At 42.3% G+C, this 17698-nt stretch carries 18 protein-coding genes; 8 read left to right on the top strand and 10 right to left on the bottom strand.

The features are described 5' to 3' along the window. Positions 1–3: 3 nt before the first annotated feature. Positions 4–288, bottom strand: coding sequence for a YciI family protein (locus tag PJIAN_RS14155; protein ID WP_068706191.1), 285 nt, complete (start codon positions 286–288; stop codon positions 4–6). A gap of 445 nt (positions 289–733) precedes the next feature. On the opposite strand from PJIAN_RS14155, the gene PJIAN_RS14150 reads away from it, so the two are divergent. The 7 genes from PJIAN_RS14150 to PJIAN_RS14115 all read left to right on the top strand — a co-directional run bounded on the left by PJIAN_RS14150 (position 734) and on the right by PJIAN_RS14115 (position 9310). After that, entirely contained in the window at positions 734–1114 is a 381-nt protein-coding gene (locus PJIAN_RS14150; protein ID WP_068706189.1) for a PH domain-containing protein, read from the top strand. A 74-nt stretch (positions 1115–1188) separates the two neighbouring features. After that, complete coding sequence (locus PJIAN_RS14145) at positions 1189–1479, top strand: hypothetical protein (protein WP_068706187.1); 291 nt, start codon at positions 1189–1191, stop codon at positions 1477–1479. A 41-nt stretch (positions 1480–1520) separates the two neighbouring features. After that, a complete protein-coding gene (locus PJIAN_RS14140; protein ID WP_153802584.1) occupies positions 1521–2054 on the top strand; it encodes a hypothetical protein in 534 nt (177 codons plus the stop codon). Positions 2055–2071: 17 nt separating this feature from the next. After that, a complete protein-coding gene (locus PJIAN_RS14135) occupies positions 2072–3835 on the top strand; it encodes a hypothetical protein (RefSeq protein ID WP_153802583.1) in 1764 nt (587 codons plus the stop codon). A 1185-nt stretch (positions 3836–5020) separates the two neighbouring features. Next, on the top strand, positions 5021–7606 hold the full coding sequence (locus tag PJIAN_RS14125; RefSeq protein WP_153802582.1) for an IgGFc-binding protein: 2586 nt from the start codon (positions 5021–5023) through the stop codon (positions 7604–7606). Further along, complete coding sequence (locus PJIAN_RS14120; protein ID WP_068706176.1) at positions 7603–8529, top strand: outer membrane beta-barrel protein; 927 nt, start codon at positions 7603–7605, stop codon at positions 8527–8529. Before PJIAN_RS14125 ends, PJIAN_RS14120 begins: the two co-directional genes overlap by 4 nt. A 127-nt stretch (positions 8530–8656) precedes the next feature. After that, positions 8657–9310, top strand: coding sequence for a cytidylate kinase-like family protein (locus tag PJIAN_RS14115; protein WP_068706174.1), 654 nt, complete (start codon positions 8657–8659; stop codon positions 9308–9310). Positions 9311–9319: 9 nt separating this feature from the next. Here the strand turns inward: PJIAN_RS14115 and PJIAN_RS14110 are convergent, their stop codons facing one another. From PJIAN_RS14110 to PJIAN_RS14070, 9 genes are all read right to left on the bottom strand, one after another. Continuing rightward, a complete protein-coding gene (locus PJIAN_RS14110; protein WP_068706172.1) occupies positions 9320–9808 on the bottom strand; it encodes a GNAT family N-acetyltransferase in 489 nt (162 codons plus the stop codon). Between the two features lie 5 nt (positions 9809–9813). Continuing rightward, the gene (locus PJIAN_RS14105; RefSeq protein ID WP_068706170.1) at positions 9814–10239 is read right to left on the bottom strand and encodes a hypothetical protein; all 426 of its coding nucleotides are present in this window, start codon (positions 10237–10239) and stop codon (positions 9814–9816) included. 98 nt (positions 10240–10337) lie between these two features. Continuing rightward, complete coding sequence (locus tag PJIAN_RS14100; protein WP_068706168.1) at positions 10338–11342, bottom strand: radical SAM/SPASM domain-containing protein; 1005 nt, start codon at positions 11340–11342, stop codon at positions 10338–10340. Then, a complete protein-coding gene (locus PJIAN_RS14095; RefSeq protein ID WP_068706166.1) occupies positions 11339–11941 on the bottom strand; it encodes an energy transducer TonB in 603 nt (200 codons plus the stop codon). Before PJIAN_RS14095 ends, PJIAN_RS14100 begins: the two co-directional genes overlap by 4 nt. Beyond that, positions 11938–12585 (bottom strand): energy transducer TonB, encoded by a 648-nt coding sequence (locus PJIAN_RS14090; RefSeq protein WP_068706164.1) that lies wholly within the window; start codon positions 12583–12585, stop codon positions 11938–11940. Before PJIAN_RS14090 ends, PJIAN_RS14095 begins: the two co-directional genes overlap by 4 nt. Continuing rightward, a complete protein-coding gene (locus PJIAN_RS14085) occupies positions 12582–13055 on the bottom strand; it encodes an energy transducer TonB (RefSeq protein ID WP_068706160.1) in 474 nt (157 codons plus the stop codon). The genes PJIAN_RS14090 and PJIAN_RS14085 overlap by 4 nt, the downstream gene beginning before the upstream one ends. Continuing rightward, positions 13052–14047: an energy transducer TonB gene (locus tag PJIAN_RS14080; RefSeq protein ID WP_068706158.1), complete on the bottom strand. Its 996-nt coding sequence runs from the start codon at positions 14045–14047 to the stop codon at positions 13052–13054. The genes PJIAN_RS14085 and PJIAN_RS14080 overlap by 4 nt, the downstream gene beginning before the upstream one ends. Then, positions 14044–14523 (bottom strand): energy transducer TonB, encoded by a 480-nt coding sequence (locus tag PJIAN_RS14075; protein ID WP_068706156.1) that lies wholly within the window; start codon positions 14521–14523, stop codon positions 14044–14046. The genes PJIAN_RS14080 and PJIAN_RS14075 overlap by 4 nt, the downstream gene beginning before the upstream one ends. Next, complete coding sequence (locus PJIAN_RS14070) at positions 14520–15155, bottom strand: energy transducer TonB (protein WP_068706154.1); 636 nt, start codon at positions 15153–15155, stop codon at positions 14520–14522. The genes PJIAN_RS14075 and PJIAN_RS14070 overlap by 4 nt, the downstream gene beginning before the upstream one ends. A gap of 287 nt (positions 15156–15442) precedes the next feature. On the opposite strand from PJIAN_RS14070, the gene PJIAN_RS14065 reads away from it, so the two are divergent. Then, entirely contained in the window at positions 15443–17578 is a 2136-nt protein-coding gene (locus tag PJIAN_RS14065) for an alpha-L-arabinofuranosidase family protein (protein WP_068706152.1), read from the top strand. The last annotated feature ends 120 nt before the right edge of the window (positions 17579–17698 follow it).

Raw genomic sequence — 17698 nt, 5'->3', positions numbered from 1 at the left:
GATTTATATAAACGATTCGAAATCGGGAGCATACTTTGATGGGATGAATTCTAAGATGTCGTATTTCGCAACTTTGAAGATATAAAACGGATCTTCGGCAATTATCTGTTTCACCTCTTCTTTGTCGTTAGCATTGCACAGTATGATGCCTCCCGTGCGCGGAACCTGTGCTCCCGAACAGATAAACTTGTTGCGAAGATAATATTTGTCAAGAAACTGCCGGTGCGCGGGTATCAGTTCATCTATCTTTTCGATAGAAGCTACATATTTGAGAATCAGTACAAACATAGTATGTGGGTTATTAAAGTGAGTAATCAATGATGCCAGTTTGAACCTGATGGTACAAAGGTAGAATTTATTGCTGTACTCTGCGCAGATTGTTGGCCGATTTTCAGCTTAAGCTGTGTGTTGATTCTGCTGATTTAATACCGATGTTGGTTAAAAATGATAAAATTAAATAGTTTTATTTTGTGTTATAAAAAAATAGTTTCAAATTTGATACCCTAAATTAACACAGAAAAGGACTCTCTTTTTAGTCTGTTTTCGGCTTATACGCCGGTTTTCTGTGACGCCTGCCTAACCAACTTCTTATAGGATAATTATTGCTTTTCGAAATTCGCAGAGTATAGATCGTTGTGCTTGCAACTGTATTAAGCCTGAAGTGAGCATGACTTTGGAATTTCTTGTCTCATGGAATTTTTTTGAAGATTCTTAAACCTAAAATCAAAATAATATGGGATTATTTTCTTCATTAATCGGTAATGCCGGAGCTGTAAGTCAGGAAGAGTTGAAGAAAGAGTATGGAAGACTTCTCGTTGAAGGAGAAGAAATAGAATTGGGCTTCAAATTGATTCGTGATCTTTTTATTTTTACAACCAAACGGCTTATTCTTATTGATAAGCAAGGAATTACCGGTAATAAAATTGAATATAAATCAATTGTATATAAGAGCATATCACGATTCAGTATCGAGACGGCAGGAACATTTGATTTAGATGCGGAGTTGAAAATTTGGATTTCGAGCGAACAACTACCAAGTATTACCAAACAATTCAATAAGTCTGTCAATGTTTACGATGTTCATAAGGTATTGGCATCACATGTGTTGAAATAGATAAGAAGAGGTAGAAGATTTAAGAACATGTCTCTGTATCTGCCCAGCCCGGATATAAATAAAACAAAACATTTATGATATACGAAGAATGGTTGATTGTAAAAGAGTTTGAAGAGCCGATTGTCGGGTTTCCGTATAAGATCAGGGCACGCGTTCTTCAGTTGAAATCGCGAAATCCGAATAAAATCTACTATGGCTCGGTAAGCCATTTCTGTAAACAGGATGAGCAGTCAACTGTATCCCTCAGGCCACAGGCAGAAGGGAAAAATATAGCTGCCATAGAAAGAGAGTTGAATAACTATATCAAAAGTTTTACTTCTATCGGTGTAGAGGAAAACGACGATTTTGATCGTTTGCAATATTGATTATTATAAAGTTAAAGATTAAAAGCAGGAGGAATTTTAAGATGAGAAAGTTTGAAATGAAAAGATGGTGTAAAGCCTTATTGATGATTGCAGTGCCTGTAATCATGTTGTCGTCGTGCAGTAAAGATGACGAAGTTAGTGCCGATTATATGGGCACATGGAGTGCGGTTGTCACTGTGTCCGAAAGCGGTAATTCGATTCAATGTAAAGATAAATTTACGTTTACTCAAAGTGGTTTTAGCGACTTGCTTCAACTTCGTGATCCGTCAACCGGGAAGTATATTGATTATATGAAACTGAACGGATCGATGACCGTGAGTGGCAATGCCTTGAATATGAAAGTGACGGAAATTGGTGTTTCTACCTTTGATGTTACAGGTTATCCAACCGGTTCTATCGTTATGTATAAGGAAGGAAGTAGTGTTTTTACCTCTTTGTTTTCGCAAACCGGACAGTCCCAGAATGTCAAATCGGTATATGAAGTTTCGGGATCTAAAATGACCCTGAAAACCGACAATAATAACGATGGTGATTATACCGATGACGGAGAAACGACAGTGTATACCAAAGAATAACCGGAGAACCTAAATAAATGAAAACTGCAAAAATTTTAATTGTGTTGCTAATCATTCATTGCTCGGCAGCATTTAGTCAGACAGTGGTAGATACGCTTTCTATAACCTTTCCATACATTGGGTACAACGGGGGTTGTAATCTTATGACATGGAACTTCAACGCTGACAAATCGGCAATTTACCTCTATGCTGCAAGTAATATTGGTGCGTCATTGGGAATTTCAAGTCCCGAAGAGATGGCACAGGCAAAGGCCAGTGACAAGAAAAAAAGTTTTTTTGGCAGATTGCTTACCGGAAGTGCCTCGCCGGGTATGAAATCGGATTACAATATTCCCATTGTTTTGGAAAAGGAGATTGCAATAAACAAGTTGAAACAAACGAACGAAAAAACCATGGTGTTTCATAACATATCTCAGGTGCCCGAGGGAAAGACGGTCTATTATAGCCGTATGTCGGGCATTGTTGATTTGGATAAACCCTCGGGCGAATGGTTGCCCATTAAATCTGTGAACACAATGACAGAAGCGATGAAATATGCTTCGGTCAATGGAAAAGAAATTGCCTGCTTATATAACGCAGGATTGTATGGATCGGGTTTGCTGGGAATGAAGAATTTGCAACCCTGGATAACCCTCACCACAGTAAAATACAATTATAATCCGTTAAACGGTTTTATCAGCGAAAAAAAAGATACGAATCTGGTGTGCATAAAATCCGAAACGCCGGAAATCACGTATGAAATTGCTGAAAACCAATTAGATTATAACAGAAGCAAGGGTTTTTTATGGTTGTTCAACCGTAAAAACAAATCGACTTATATTTTTGTAAATTGTGACCTGAAAACAAACGCAGTGACTAAAATAACCTACAGTTTTGAAGCTCCCCGCGAACTTAGGGTTGTCAACAAACCGGTTTATGACCGGCAATTAAACCTGAAAGGATACATTTCAATCTTTGGGTACAACAAAGACGGCAAGGATAAAAAAGATATTTACCCCGAAGATAAATATGACCTGATCTACACTGACACCCAAGGCAACCTAAAATACCAGTGTAAATTTACTTTTGGTGATGGAAAATTTCATCGAAATATAATTAATCCCATTCTGGTGATAGAAGACAATGATCAGCAGTTAAGCTTTGCAAACGATTATGGTAAATCGATTTTTAGCTGCGACTATCAATATTTCACCATCAACAAAGACGGCAATGTAGATATTAAATATACCACGGACTATGCCCTCCCTGATCGTAAAGCGGCAGGTAATATACGGAATTATTTAATTACCCCGCAGGCCATACATAAAGTAGGAAAGTATTTCTTGGTGGAAACCAAACGTACTGACAATGTCAATGTTGAGCCTCCGGGGAAATCATATACTGTGGATAGGGCTTTGTGCTACACCCTTCTTGATTCTGTTTTCAAACCCATAAAATGCATTGACGTTTTGCCTATGGAAAATGGCAACCAAAAACCAATATCTCTTACCCAACTCGACTCTCGCGACGAGGAATTTACCGCCATTGCGCAGAGGGGATCAGATTATTTTCTTTTTTCAATTGATGGTAACGGGGAAGTCAAGAATACATATATCAAAAATCCCTATCCGGCCAGATTGATACAAGCAGCCGAACCCAAACCTGTTTTTTCGGATGTATCAACCGGTAGTGTTTTGGTGGATAAAGCCAAACGAAATTGTTACATCATGTACGAGTATTATGGACAGCTCAATGGCGCAAAACTAGTAGGCGCTGCCAAACTATTGAAAGTCCAATATTAGCCTCCCGTTCCGTCGGATTTGCAAATCCGACGGAACAGAAAGGCATAGCCACACGATTCAATCGTGCGACAGCAGGAGGTGAGAGTCTCAATGAAAATATATGCGTTAACCGAAAAGCTTTAATAGAGTAGGTAAAATTAAAATTCATGTATTATGCCACGTTGTACACGTACGTCAAATTTGGAAGTTCATCACAAAAGACGTGATGGAGGAAATGGAATAGAAAATGCTATGGTATTATGCCAAACATGTCATGCAAAAACCTCTACATATGGTTCGTCTGGTCCAACGCCACCATCTTTTTCTCAGCCAGTAAAGGAGCAAGCGTTAAGAAGATCTGGAAATAGATGTGAATGTACCAGCGATTACCGAGGATGTCATTAGTTCTTGAGTGACACAAAAGTATGATGATTTAAATAAATAAATGTAAATGAAATATTATGAATCAGAGAGTAATAACTATATTTCAAGATTTTAAAGTAAGTGGATATGATGAAACCCAAATTCCTGCTGGATATGTCGTAAAACAAATAATATCAAGTGCGATAGATAATGCGAATCATATTTCCTCAAGTACGATAAAAAACCCACGATTAGCAATCACATTGTTGTTGGAAAAAAACGAAAAATAGATAATAAGGATCTTCTCCGCTGGTGCGGGTCTCCCGACCCGTGCTAGCGGAGAACCGAAATGAAGTTAGAGAGCTTTGGTTCACCGTAGCGTGTAAAGCTGATCGGGGCTCGGCGTATGGCTCTGCCTACGTCGAACATGAAAGCAAGGCTCCTGCCTTGCAAAAGACCGAAAAGCGATGGCCTAATTAGCTGTTGCTTTTTTGTTTGAAAGAGATATCGCTACATTTGATAGGTATTTGGAAAGCAAGAGCTTTCCTTTTAACAACGACGGAGCCTACGCCGAACCCCCGTTCCGTCGGATTTAGCTAGTGCTGATTGTTAATTACAATCCGTTGCCGCAAAAGAGTTTGAGGATCTATGATCCGACTACAGATAAAATAAAGCAGATAAATTTTCGTAGTCTCTGGGTATCTTTCTATCTTTGTGAAGTAAAGTTACCCTAAATCTAAAAGAGCCAATATATTGCAATGTCATTGCAGTTTTCGTATTGTTTAAAGCTGTCATAATTGCAAAAACACGTCAGGATGCAGGGAGCCATTAAAGCACAAATAGATGGTCAAAAAGCGTACCTCCTTTATTCTTGCATTTGTATTAGTGCAATGTTTTATCTGTGTTTCCAATTGTGTGCAGGCACAAACAAGTAAAACATTCTGGTTTGTAGCGCCCGACCTCTCTTCGGGACACGAAGAAAGCCCCATATTGTTCCGCCTTGTCAATGGTAATTCGGTCGACGCTAAAGTAACTATTTCGCAACCGGCAAATCCGACCGGATTTACTCCGATAACATTGACTATTCCCCATAATTCTTTAAGCTCTTGTGATCTGACGACATTTCTCGGCCTGATAGAGGATGCCCCGGATAATAGCATGAACAATAAAGGATTGTTGATTACCTCCGATCAATACATCTCCGTTTATTATGAAGAAAATGGCTTACATAATCCGGCTATTTACGCGCTGAAAGGTGAAAATGCGCTGGGCACATCTTTCCTTATTCCGGGGCAAAACCTGTTGGACAATGTTACTACAGTCAACCCTAAGCCATATAATTCATTTCACATTGTTGCTACCTTGGATAATACTAAGGTGACAATAACTCCTAAAAATGCTATCTCAGGTCATGCGGCCGGAGTCTCATTTACTATCACCTTGAACAAAGGACAGACGTATGCTGCCGTGGCAACTTCTCAGGCGGCAGCAAATCATCTTGGAGGAAGCCGCGTTACTTCCGACAAGCCTGTAGCTATTACCATTTGTGACGACTCGATGTATGGCGGAGCAATAGGAGGTACCTGCTATAACGAAGGCGGAGACCAGATTATTCCTTTGAGTTTGTTGGGTCAGGAGTATATCGCCGTAAGGGGCAATTTTGGCGTGGGGATAAGTTCATCTTATGGAGATCAGGTCTTTGTGATGGCAACACAACCCAATACGGATGTCTATATTAACGGTGTAAAAACGACGACAATCACGAATGTGGGAGAAATATACCGGTATAATATGACACTCTCCGAAGACGCCTGTTACATAAAGGCCAATAAAAATATCAGTGTGCTGCAATTGAGTGGTTTCGGATGCGAGACAGACTTTGCCGTGTTGGCTCAATTGTCGTGTACCGGCTCACGCGAAGTGACTCTGGCCCGGTCAACTTCTGATAATTATTACCTTACGGTGTTGGTTGAAGCCGGAGGAGAAAGTCATTTTACGATATCAACTTCCAGTGGTGCAGGTGCCACACTTACCGCTTCCGATTTCAGTAGTGTTCCGGGAACAGGCGGAAAATATTTGTATGCCAGAAAATCATTCACTACAGCGCAAATTCCTGAAAAGGCAACCGTTACGCTTGCCAATAGCACCAATAAATTTCACGTGGGTATTATCAACGGTACGTCGGGTTCCGGTTGCCGGTTCGGATATTTCTCGGAATACTCTTCTTCGCAGGCTAAATTCGATCCCAGAACGGTGTATGTATGTCAGGGGAATACGATTAATCTGACTCCCTCTTTCACTGTTTCCCGAACGGTTGATCCGGCGTCTGTTCTCTATTCATGGAATGTGCCGGATGGACTGGGAGGCAGAATTGTCACTTCGCCTTCCAATACAACTCCTTCTTATCTGATGCCCAATGCATCTCTTAGCCAGACAGGTCAATATATTGTCCATGTAAGTGCCGATGGTTGTGATGCTACCGATACAGCAACCGTGAAGGTGCTTAATTCTCCGCTAACAGGAGAAAAAGCGGTTACGGTTTATACGAATGAGTTGCCCTATGTGTGGAATGGAAAGAAATACAGTGCTACCGGAGATTATCAGCAAACTCTTGTTAGTGTTCTGGGCGGATGCGACAGTATTGTGACATTGAAACTGACGGTATCGCCCGATTTTTCAGCCACAATGAAAGCTTCACCACAGATTTGTGCCAACGATAAGAATTTTACTTTAAGCTACGATGTTGCTTATGGCACTGTCGATTATCATTCTGTGGTGTTTGACAGTAAAGCTCAACAAGCCGGCTTTGTTGATATTTTGAAACAGTCGGCCAACGGTTATATCGATGTGCCATTGCCATCCGGCGTGACGCCTGATACCTATAATGCCTCCGTGGTCTTTGAGAATAGTCTGGTGACTAAGAAACAGCCGGTGAGTTTTACGATAAATTATTCCTCGTCGATTATTCTGCAAAAATGGAACGACGTACTGGCATTGCTCAATAGTAGTTACAATGGCGGGTATGACTTTTCAGGCTTCCAATGGTATAAAAATGGTCAGGCCATAGATGGTGCTGTCGAAGCTTACCTTTATATTGAGAACGGACAACTGGATACAAATGCTCAATATCAGGTGAAAGTAACCAGAGCCGTTGACGGTGTTTCGCTATTCACCTGTTCATTTCAACCTACCCTGCATACCGATGTGTTGGTATATCCGACTTTGTTGTCGAGAAGAAGTCCGGTGACCATAAAAATGGACGGGCAGGGCTCAGGGGTGTTGCTCAATATCTCAGGGTTGAAGATCAATCAGCAGGCATTGAATCAGGGAGAAAACATCATGCGTGCACCTGACAGTGCAGGTACGTATGTGCTTGTGCTTACAAATAGCAAGGGCGAGACCAAAAAACAATTATTGATTGTAAAATGATGATTAAAAGAGAAATCTTACGCCTGACGATATTGCCGGTAGTCATTGTGCTGTCGGTATGCTATGCTTTGAATGTCGCTGCTCAATCCAATGTCAATACGAATAATTTTCTGATTTGGGGCTCTGGTGGATATAGCCGCATCAGTAACGACGCTCCTGCTACGAATGCTGTTGGAAATGCAGGTGGGGCCGTCGGAGCTGGTTTTGAGATGCACTTTGTGAATAATATGCTGCTGCAAACAGGGTTGGAACTGTCCTGTCTGACTTCAAGAATGAACCGGAAAGATACTTTGTTGATTGTTCCGATGTTAGATACGGAAAATAATTTGTACGATGGCCATTTTGCGTTTCAGAATACACACGACATGCAGCAAATTCTGAATGTGGGAATCCCGTTAATGATCGGTTACGAGTCGCCCAATGGACTCTATTTTGCAGCAGGCGGTAAGGCCATGCTCAATCTGGGCGGGCAAAGCCGGGCTACCACCACAGTCACTTCGACCGCTTATTACGAAAATCTGATCGGCTACAATAACACAGGAATATTGAGCAACATGATCAATCATGGATTGTTTACCGAAACACGATCGGTAAACAGTTCGTTGCGTTTGCATGCTATCTTTTCAGGTTCGGTAGAAGCCGGTTATACGTTCGGTAGAAATGCGGAAGAATATTCGATAAAGAACAAGCCTAAAATCCGGTTGTCGATGATTTGCGACTATGGATTTGCTCCTGTAGCCGGGATAGATAAGCCAACGTCCCTTTTTGCCAACACCTCGACAACAGGAGGATTTACTCCGGCTGTCAATGGTTATTTGTTGAATAACATCAGCTCTAACCGGTTGAATATTCTTTATGTGGGGCTCAAGGTAACGGTCTTGTTTGGTGTGAAAAAATATGGTTGTAATTGTGCTAAGGACTAGTTCTGCCGGAATTGCGGGCTTTACATGAAAGTGCGGAAATGTTTTAACGCAAAATAGTTGCAAATCAGACTGATTTATGTGTATCTTTTGCGAAAAAATCAGGGCTTAAACTAAGGAGGAATTGATTATGTCACAGAACATGCCTTTAATCATCACCATCAGCCGTCAGCTCGGGTGCGGAGGAGCTTATATCGGCGAAGCACTTGCAAACCATTTCGGCATTTCGTATGCCGATCGCGATATAATTTCCCAGACGGCTCAGAAACTATCTTTGCATGAAAGAGATATTGCGCACCGTGACGAAAAGATCATCACAGCCTGGCAGACTTTCCTGCAATCGATTACCCGCACTCCCGACCGGATAGAGCATCAGCCATTGCCTCCCACCGATAAAGAGCTATTTCTGGCCGAGAAAGAAGTGATCGAACGTTTGGCAACCGAACGCTCAGCAGTAATAATGGGGCGTTGCGGTTCATTTATTCTGCGTAACCATCCCAACCATATTAGCCTTTTTCTTCATGCCTGCACACCATTTCGTATTCAACGGCTGTGTGAAGATTGCAGTGTGTCCGAAACACGGGCTCAGAAAATGATTCAGGAAAGCGACAAAAAGAGGTCGGAATATGTGCATCAGTTTACCGGTCAGATATGGATGGATGCAACAAAATACGATCTTTCCGTGCGTACGGATATTCTTGGCGTAGAAGAATGTACCGAAGGAATTATTCGTGTGGTTGAAAAGATTATTGCAAAAAAGACGTGTGAAGTGTGCGAAGAATAAAAAACATGCTCAAATAAATTTTCTCATTAACAGTATATTGTCGTAGACATCGTCCAGTTTTCTTCCATTTTCTCTTTTGCCTTCCACCTCGAACCCGAACTTCCGGTATCGGGCAATGGCAGAACTATTTGATTCGAATACGTCCAGCTCAACTTTTTCAAGATGATTGATGTTGCGGGCGTGTTCGATTGTTTTTTGTAGTAACAATGTTCCCAACCCTTTTCCTCTGTATTCAGAGATAACACCCATGCCCAATACCCCGACATGACCCAATCCTTCGTAGCTCTTGGGGATGATGTCGCACCAACCCACCACCTGATTGTTGTCGATGGCAAAGTATTGTGCCAGATTATTCTCAATGATGGTTTTGGCAAAGGAGAACGAAGCATCGAGGGGAAAACCTTCGGTCGCACCAAGGTATTGCCTTTCACGGGCCACTACATCAACAGCCCGGCAATAGGATTCGGTATAGGCGAAAGAGGTATATTGAATGGTCATCAGTTTCAGGCTTTTTCCATTACGCAAGTCCAGATGTTGACCAGCACATCTCCATCGTATAACGCACCTTCGCTATAGCAACAGTTTCCCCGGCGCACAATCACTTCAAAGCCATTGAAAGCGGTATTTTCGATGACAAATTTCGAATAGATACGGTTCCGGTCGATATTGAAAGTTCCTTTTTGCAGGCCTAAGGCAGGATTCTTCGAGACGTATTTGTACAACCGTTCATTGATTTGTGTAATGGTGTAGTCGTTCGAAAGTTTTCGTCCATTAAGATCTATCCAGCTGTTGTTTTTGAGTTCGCTACCATTGATAGAAATCAGGGTCTCGCCCGAGGCTTTGGATATCCGACCGTCAGCATCCGTAAATTCCGATTGTGTTAACCATTTGCCCGGTTCCGATAAAAGATGTTGATTCTGTAGGTGCATAAACAATGTGTTTGAAGATTATTGTTTTATGGAAAACACAAATTTATAGATAAGAGTCAATGTTTCCATCTCTTCCCTGTTAAAAATTGGTGATCTTTTTATAGGGTAACCAATGGATCGACATGGTGTAGCGACAGCCCGAGTTGCTCGGAAGCGGCACGACAACCTCCACGACATTTGTAGTAGATGTTGCAGGAGATGCAATAGTCGGGCACAATTTCGCTCCAGGAGTTGATGTACGGTGAATCGAACAGGATTTCAGCAAGATTTTGTTTGAAAATATTTCCCGCCACGATGGGCGAGTGGTTGCAGGTGCGTACATTTCCCGTTGCATCAACTGTGAGTGGGCGCGAAAGCGGGTCGGGACTGCATGCTCCGAAAGCAATGTGAGGATAATCGTCGGGATTGAGTACGCAAAACGGGGTGCAAACATTCGACGATACCGTCAGTTGTAGCTCTTCTGCTACTTTATCCAGCTTTGAAAAGGTTTGCTGCAACTCTTCTTTTGAGGGAGAAAGATGCTGGTCCTGAATGCCGGCTCCACCGATATTATACCGGTTCACCATGATGCGGGTCAGTCCGTTTTGATGGTAAAACCGAAGCGTCTCTTCTGCATGCGCAATATTGAAACGGGTTAGCACCATCATGGGCACCACGTAAATACCCAGCTCCGTACAGCTTTTGATGGAATTCAGACTCTTTTGCCAGGAACCCGGAGTCTGTGTCATGGCATCGTGTACTTCGGGACGGGCGGAATGTAGTGGCATCAAAAAGAGATCGACTCCCAGTTCTTTGTATAAGCGGTAATTACCGTCTTGTGCTCCGTTGCCATTGCTAATGATGGAAACGTTGGAGCCTTTCAGCTTAGCCGTCAAGATGAGCTCTGCTACAAATTCGTTGAGTAGAGGTTCACCTCCGGTAATCGACAGTTGTTTGATGTCAGCTTGTTTGTAAAGCTCTTTTAGTGTTTTCAAAGCCTGCTTGTGCGAATAACGAAACGGATCCTCGCCTCCTGGTCGCTTCCATGTATTGTAGCAATAGACGCACCGCAGGTTGCAGGCCGAATAAGATTCGAAGGTGATGGCGTAGAGCGAGAGTTTCATTTTGTTCCCTTGGGTAAAGTGAAATTAATAGGCAATGTAAATCTGCATTGGACAGGCTGATTCTGTTGTTTTGCAGGTTCCCATTTTGGCATTGCATGAATAAGCCGTATGGCTTCGGCATCCAGTTCGGGATCGATGCTTCTTACAATAATGACTTCCGAAATCGATCCGTCAGTATTGACAGTAAATTGAACAATGACCCGACCTTCGATTTTTTGTTTTACTGCATTTGCTGGATATTGTGTGTTGTTGCGAATAAACAGTCGCAATGAATCATTTCCTCCGGGATATTCAGGCATCTCTTCGATCGGTGTATATACTTCGTAACAAGTAGCCGTTATAATGGGTTGATTGATAGTTGTGTCATTGAGCTGTTTTATGGAATTAGTTGATTTGTTTCCTCTTTTGGTAATGTTATATTGGTTCTTTGAAAATGCATGGTGGGTAGCCAATAAATTCATCAGCGACAATAATATAATTCCGGCTGAAATTTTTCGTTCGAAAAACCATTTCTGTCTGGTCAGAGCATATAAAACGCCAAATCCGAACGACTGGCATTTTAGAAAACGAATGCGGGTATTTAGGGTGAATTTTTTCATTTCAAATTAAAGTTGAACGGACATGTGTATTGAACGGCTACAGGTTTATTTTTATTGGTTCCAGGTTTCCATTTTGGCATGGTTTTTACAACCCGTATTGCTTCATTATCCAGAGCTGGATCTACACTTCGGATAACATGTACATTCGTAATAGATCCGTCTGTATCAATCGTAAATTGAACAACGACTCGTCCTTGTATTCCGTTTTCCTGAGCAGTACGAGGATATTGAAGGTTTCTTGCAATAAATGACTGAAGAGAGTCGTATCCTCCCGGAAATTCCGGCATTGGTTCAATAATCAGGTAACAGGTATAATTCACAGAGGGCTTTTTGCCTGAAGCCTGGTATTTGAGACTTGCCGGTTGATTATTTTTTTTTGATGGTATGATGCCTTCCTCATTATTCAAAGTGTTATGTTGATTGGCGATTTTCGATGGCTTAATGCTATCTGGTATATTTATTTGATTGTTTGATTGTGGGTTATGACAGCTGTTTAGTAAATTCATTAGCGAAAGCAATACAATACCAGTTGCGATCTTCCGTTCGAAAAACCATCTCTGTTTGGTTAGGGCAAATAAAACGCCAAATCCGAACGACTGGTATTTTAGAAAACGAATGCGGGTATGGAGAGTGAGTTTTTTCATTTTGTTTCTGCTGGACATCGAAAAGTTACAGGTGTCGGTGGTAATTTGAAGGTAATAGCAAGAACATACCTGCACCTAACCGGAGTATTTATGAGGAATGCGGGTTTCCATTTTGGCATCGATTTTACGACACGGATAGCTTCTTCGTTAAGCTCCGGGATACCTCCTCTTATAACCTCTACGTTACAAATGGATCCATCTCTGTTTATTACAAATTGTACGATCACCCTTCCTTCTTTTTTTCTTTCGCGGGCAATGGAAGGATAATGAATATGTTGTTGTATATAAGCATCAACATCACCTTCAGGAAATACGGGGGATAGTTCTACCGCATCGATGTTGTTTAATGTGCCGATCTTATTGTGTGTTTGTCTTCCAATTTCGGACTTGGATTCAGGGCTATGTTTCGGTTTACACCCAAAGAACATTAGAGACAAAATCATTAAAGAACAAAATAAAAGTGTCTTCATGGTTGAGCCGGTTTGGGTAAAATGAAATTTACAGGCAAAGTATATTTGCATCGGATTGGCTGGTTATTTTCTTTTGCGGGAATCCAGTGGGGCATTGCTTTAACAACACGAAGAGCTTCGGCATCTAAATCGCGATTAACTCCTCGGATAACTTGAACATCAATAACAGAACCGTCTTTTTCAATCACCATTTGTACAATAACTCTTCCTTCAATGCCTTTTTTAAGTGCCTTTTTGGGATAGTTTACATTCTTTTGAAGATATTCACTGATATTACCGGGAAATTCGGGTATCGGCATAACCGGACAAATGAGTTCCACGCTTTCTTCTGGTAGCCTGAAATTTACAGGCAAAGTATATTTGCACCGAACTGGCTGATTGCGTTGTCTGGCCGGTTTCCACTTGGGCATCGATTCCACCACTCTTACTGCTTCGTCGTTCAGCTCGGGAGTGTGGCCTCTTACAACCTCGACTTCTCCAATTGAACCGTCTTTGTTAACCCAGAACTGTACAATGACTCTTCCCTGGACTTTATCTTTCAGTGCTTTGTGTGGATAAATAAGGTGTTTGAGGATGTATTTAGAAACATCACCTTCAGGAAAACTGGGCATCTCTTCAACAACCAAACCTCCAATCCAATTGTCCTCTGTTTTATATTGTTTCTGGTGTTTAATTACTAATGCCTTTTTTCGGTCGATTTCAGTCTGGATGCCGTTTAACGTTGTAATCTGAACGCTATCTTGTTTTTCAAGCATGTCTTTATCGATCCACGCATCCGATTTATCAGTTACCTTACACCGGAGCAGGTAACAGAGCGTGTCGGAGGATTGCGGCTGCTTTTGAGCTTTAAGGATGTTCTTAACCGGATGCTTACTGTTCGACTGATTTTGGCCACAAAGCACGACCGGTATCGATATGGACAGAATCAGGACAACTGTTGCTATAAGGTGCCTGTTTGAAGGTGCGTAATATTGTTGGAATTCTTTTTTCATTTGAGCCAGAATGGTATAGGAAGTGTATACTTTACATTGACCGCCTGATTTCGTTGTCGTCCCGGCTTCCACCTGGGCATATTGCGGACTACGCGAAGCGCTTCCTCGTTCAGTGAGGGGTCTACTCCCCGAACTACCTGCGGGTCAATTACTTTTCCGAAACGATTCACGATAAACTGAACGATAACTCTTCCCTGTATGCCTTGCTCGACGGCAGCGGCAGGGTAACGGATGTGTTGTTTCAGGTATTCGGAAACATCGCCATCACGAAATTGAGGCATCTCTTCACAGACCGTGTAAACATCCGAATAGGGATCGTTATGGTATTCACGGATAGTGCTCTTAGAAGGTTGGTTGCTATTAGGTTGTGTAGCCGGCTCCTGATCTTCATTGTCGTGATGAAAATGGATGCAGCTTGTCGCAAACAGCGAAATTAGCAAACAACAGACAAGGTTATGAAAGGGGAGTCGTCTCATTTCTTCTGCGAATTTATTCGAAAGTTGATGGGTAGCATGTAATGCATTCCGATCGCTTTATTACGGGCTCTTCCCGGAATCCAGCACGGCATGGCTTTTACTACCCGTAAAGCTTCGCTGTCCAGTTCGGCACAAACACCCCGCATAACTCTGGGGTTGATCACATATCCGGTTGAATCGATGGTCATTTGAATAATCACTCTTCCCTCCTGCTTTTGCTCAATTGCTTTTGGGGGATAGACAACGTTCTTAGCAAGATATTCTGCAATGTCACCTCCGGGGAACGTAGGCATTTCTTCAATTACATAACAAAATACGTCCGGATTTCTCTCTTCGTTAACAGGTTGTTTTGAGGAAGGCGGATCGACGGGTGTGGCATCTGGTATCGGGCTGTTGTCCGCCGGAGAAAAATGCGGGATAGAATCGTTCTTGTTGATTTTATTTTGTTTCCCGTTCTGTGCAATGCTCTTATTGTCTGTTGTTACCAGATTGATAAATGTCAACAAAAGAACTCCAACCGCTATTTTGCGTTCGAAAAACCATCTCTTTTTTGTTAGGGCAAACAATAGCCCAAGCCCGAACAAATGGTACTGCAGAAAACGGATGCGGATATAGAGAGAAAATCGTTGCATAGAATGTTGGATGGTACCAGATTAAATTAATGATCAAATATAATTAAGATTTTTCATGTTTTTGTTTGTTATAAAGTAAAAACCGGTTGTTTTTATTGTTTCGAGATTTAGTTAGGGAGTTAAATGATCTGTTGTCTAAAGTGATTTTAGTTAAATATACATGGTTCGTTTCCGTTCAATCTGATAAAAATTGGTTCCGTTTTTAAACCGATTATCCCATTTGTAGTCTAAACTTTTGTTTTTTATTTTTCCGTTTCGATTCTATTATCTGTTAAACCCATATCTCCATGAAAAAAACGACTCTGAACAAGCATTTTCTTTGTTCTATCGCAGTGGGAGCAATGTTGTTGCTTTGTCCCATTGTTTCGGCTCAGAAAGCCAAATTAACACTGGATTTTACGCAGCCCGGCGCCAATGTAAGTCCGATGCTTTACGGCCTGATGACCGAAGAGATCAACCACTCATACGACGGTGGTTTATATGCCGAACTGATTCGTAACCGCATTTTCAAAGACAATAAAACCAAACCGGAAGGATGGAGTTTGGTTCAACAGGATACAGCTTCCCGAGCCTCCATCAAATTGATTGCAGCTGATCCCGATAATGTCCCTTTCGACGAGAGACGACACTCTATTAACTCCGCGCTTACCACTTGCCTGCGACTTACCGTAGCCAAAGGCGGTAGTCGGGTAGGGGTTGCCAACGAAGGCTACTGGGGTATTCCGGTAAAACCGTCGACTACTTACAAAGCTTCGTTTTACATGAAAGGTACCGGTAGCATGCAGTTTCCACGTCGCCCGGGTATGCCCGCAAGACCGCAAAATGCCACTCCAGCTCCCGTTATCGAAAATAATACCGCAGGTCCGATAACCGTTACTATTGAGAGCAATGATGGCAAAACGGTGTACGCAACGGGAACCATTACGCTTGAAAAAAGCACTTTCTGGAAAAAATATGAGGTGACATTGACTACCGCTGCCAATGTAGAACCTACCACCGATGCCCGCTTTGTGATCTCAACCGATCGCACGGGTCTCTACTACTTCAATTTAGTATCGCTATTTCCGCCAACCTATAATAACCGTCCGAATGGTAACCGTATCGATCTGACTCAGATGATGGTGGATATGAAGCCGAAATTTCTGCGTTTCCCGGGAGGTAATTTCCTCGAAGGCCCCGATTTTGCGAACGCGTTTCCCTGGAAAACAACATTAGGACCTATTGATAATCGTCCGGGACATAAAGGTTCCTGGGGGTATCGTCCGACCGACGGGATGGGGCTTTACGAATTTCTGATGTGGTGTGAGGAAATCGGCGCAGAACCTGTTTTGGGAGTATATGCCGGTTATTCTCTCAATGGCGACCACGTGGATGCAGGGCCGCTCCTCAAACCGTACGTGGAGGATGCTTTGGATGAAATAGAATACGTTACCGGAGATAAATCGACTTACTGGGGTGCAAAACGTGCCGCAGACGGACATCCCGAGCCATTCAAACTCACTTATGTGGAGATTGGTAACGAAGATTGGTTCGACCGTACCAACAGCTACGACGGCCGTTTCAAACAGTTCCGCGAAGCGATTGAAAAAAAATACCCGCAACTGACCTGTATTTCAACCATTACCGATACACAGAACCCCGATCTGAAAGTGACGGGTAAAAAGCCGGATGTGATGGACGAACACTACTACCGTAATTCGTGGGAGATGTTTGCCAATGCTTCTCAATACGATAAATACGACCGTAAAAGTTCGAAGGTTTTTGTAGGCGAATGGGCTACCCGCGAAGGAGCTCCCACTACCAACCTTCATGCTGCGTTGGGTGATGCGGCCTGGATGACAGGTATGGAACGCAATTCCGATCTTATTATCATGTCGTGCTATGCCCCGCTTTTTGTCAACGTGAATACTGCTACATCAACTGCTCCTAAAGCATGGCAATGGGATTCCGACCTGATCGGTTACAACGCTCTCACAGCTTTCGGTTCTCCTTCTTATTATGTTCAGAAAGCGTTTGGCGAATATTTGGGGAATAAAATAGTACCTGCAACGGCGATTAATATTCCTACTCAGAATCCTCCGTTGTCTAAGAGAGACAGCATTAACGGTACCAAACCGGCTCCGGTTCCGGTGATCTTCTATTCGGCTACGCAGGACGATAAAACCGGAATGATCTATCTGAAAGTAGTGAATGCTTCCGGTAAGATACAGCCGGTGGAAATCAATCTGAAAGGGTTGGCTAAAGTGGACAAGAAAGCGACGATAGTGGTGATTAAAGGTGCAAAGCCCGAAGATACCAATACTATCAGCGAACCAAAAAAGATTGTGCCGGCTACATTTGCTATCAAGGGAATCGGTACCACGTTCTCGCAGAAACTGGCTCCTTATTCGGTCAATATTCTGCAACTTAAGATTCAAAAGTAGAAGGGTTATTCGTGATTGGATATTGTTCTTAACAGGACGGCAGGTAATATGCTGTCCTGTTATCGTGTTTAAATACCTTCCAAAAAATTAGGGTAAAATTGTATATTTGCAATTGGTCTA

This window comes from Paludibacter jiangxiensis, from assembly GCF_001618385.1.
Classification (GTDB): Bacteria; Bacteroidota; Bacteroidia; order Bacteroidales; family Paludibacteraceae; genus Microbacter; species Microbacter jiangxiensis.
Note: the sequence above shows the minus strand (reverse complement) of the source record. Positions and strands in the feature narration are given on the sequence as shown.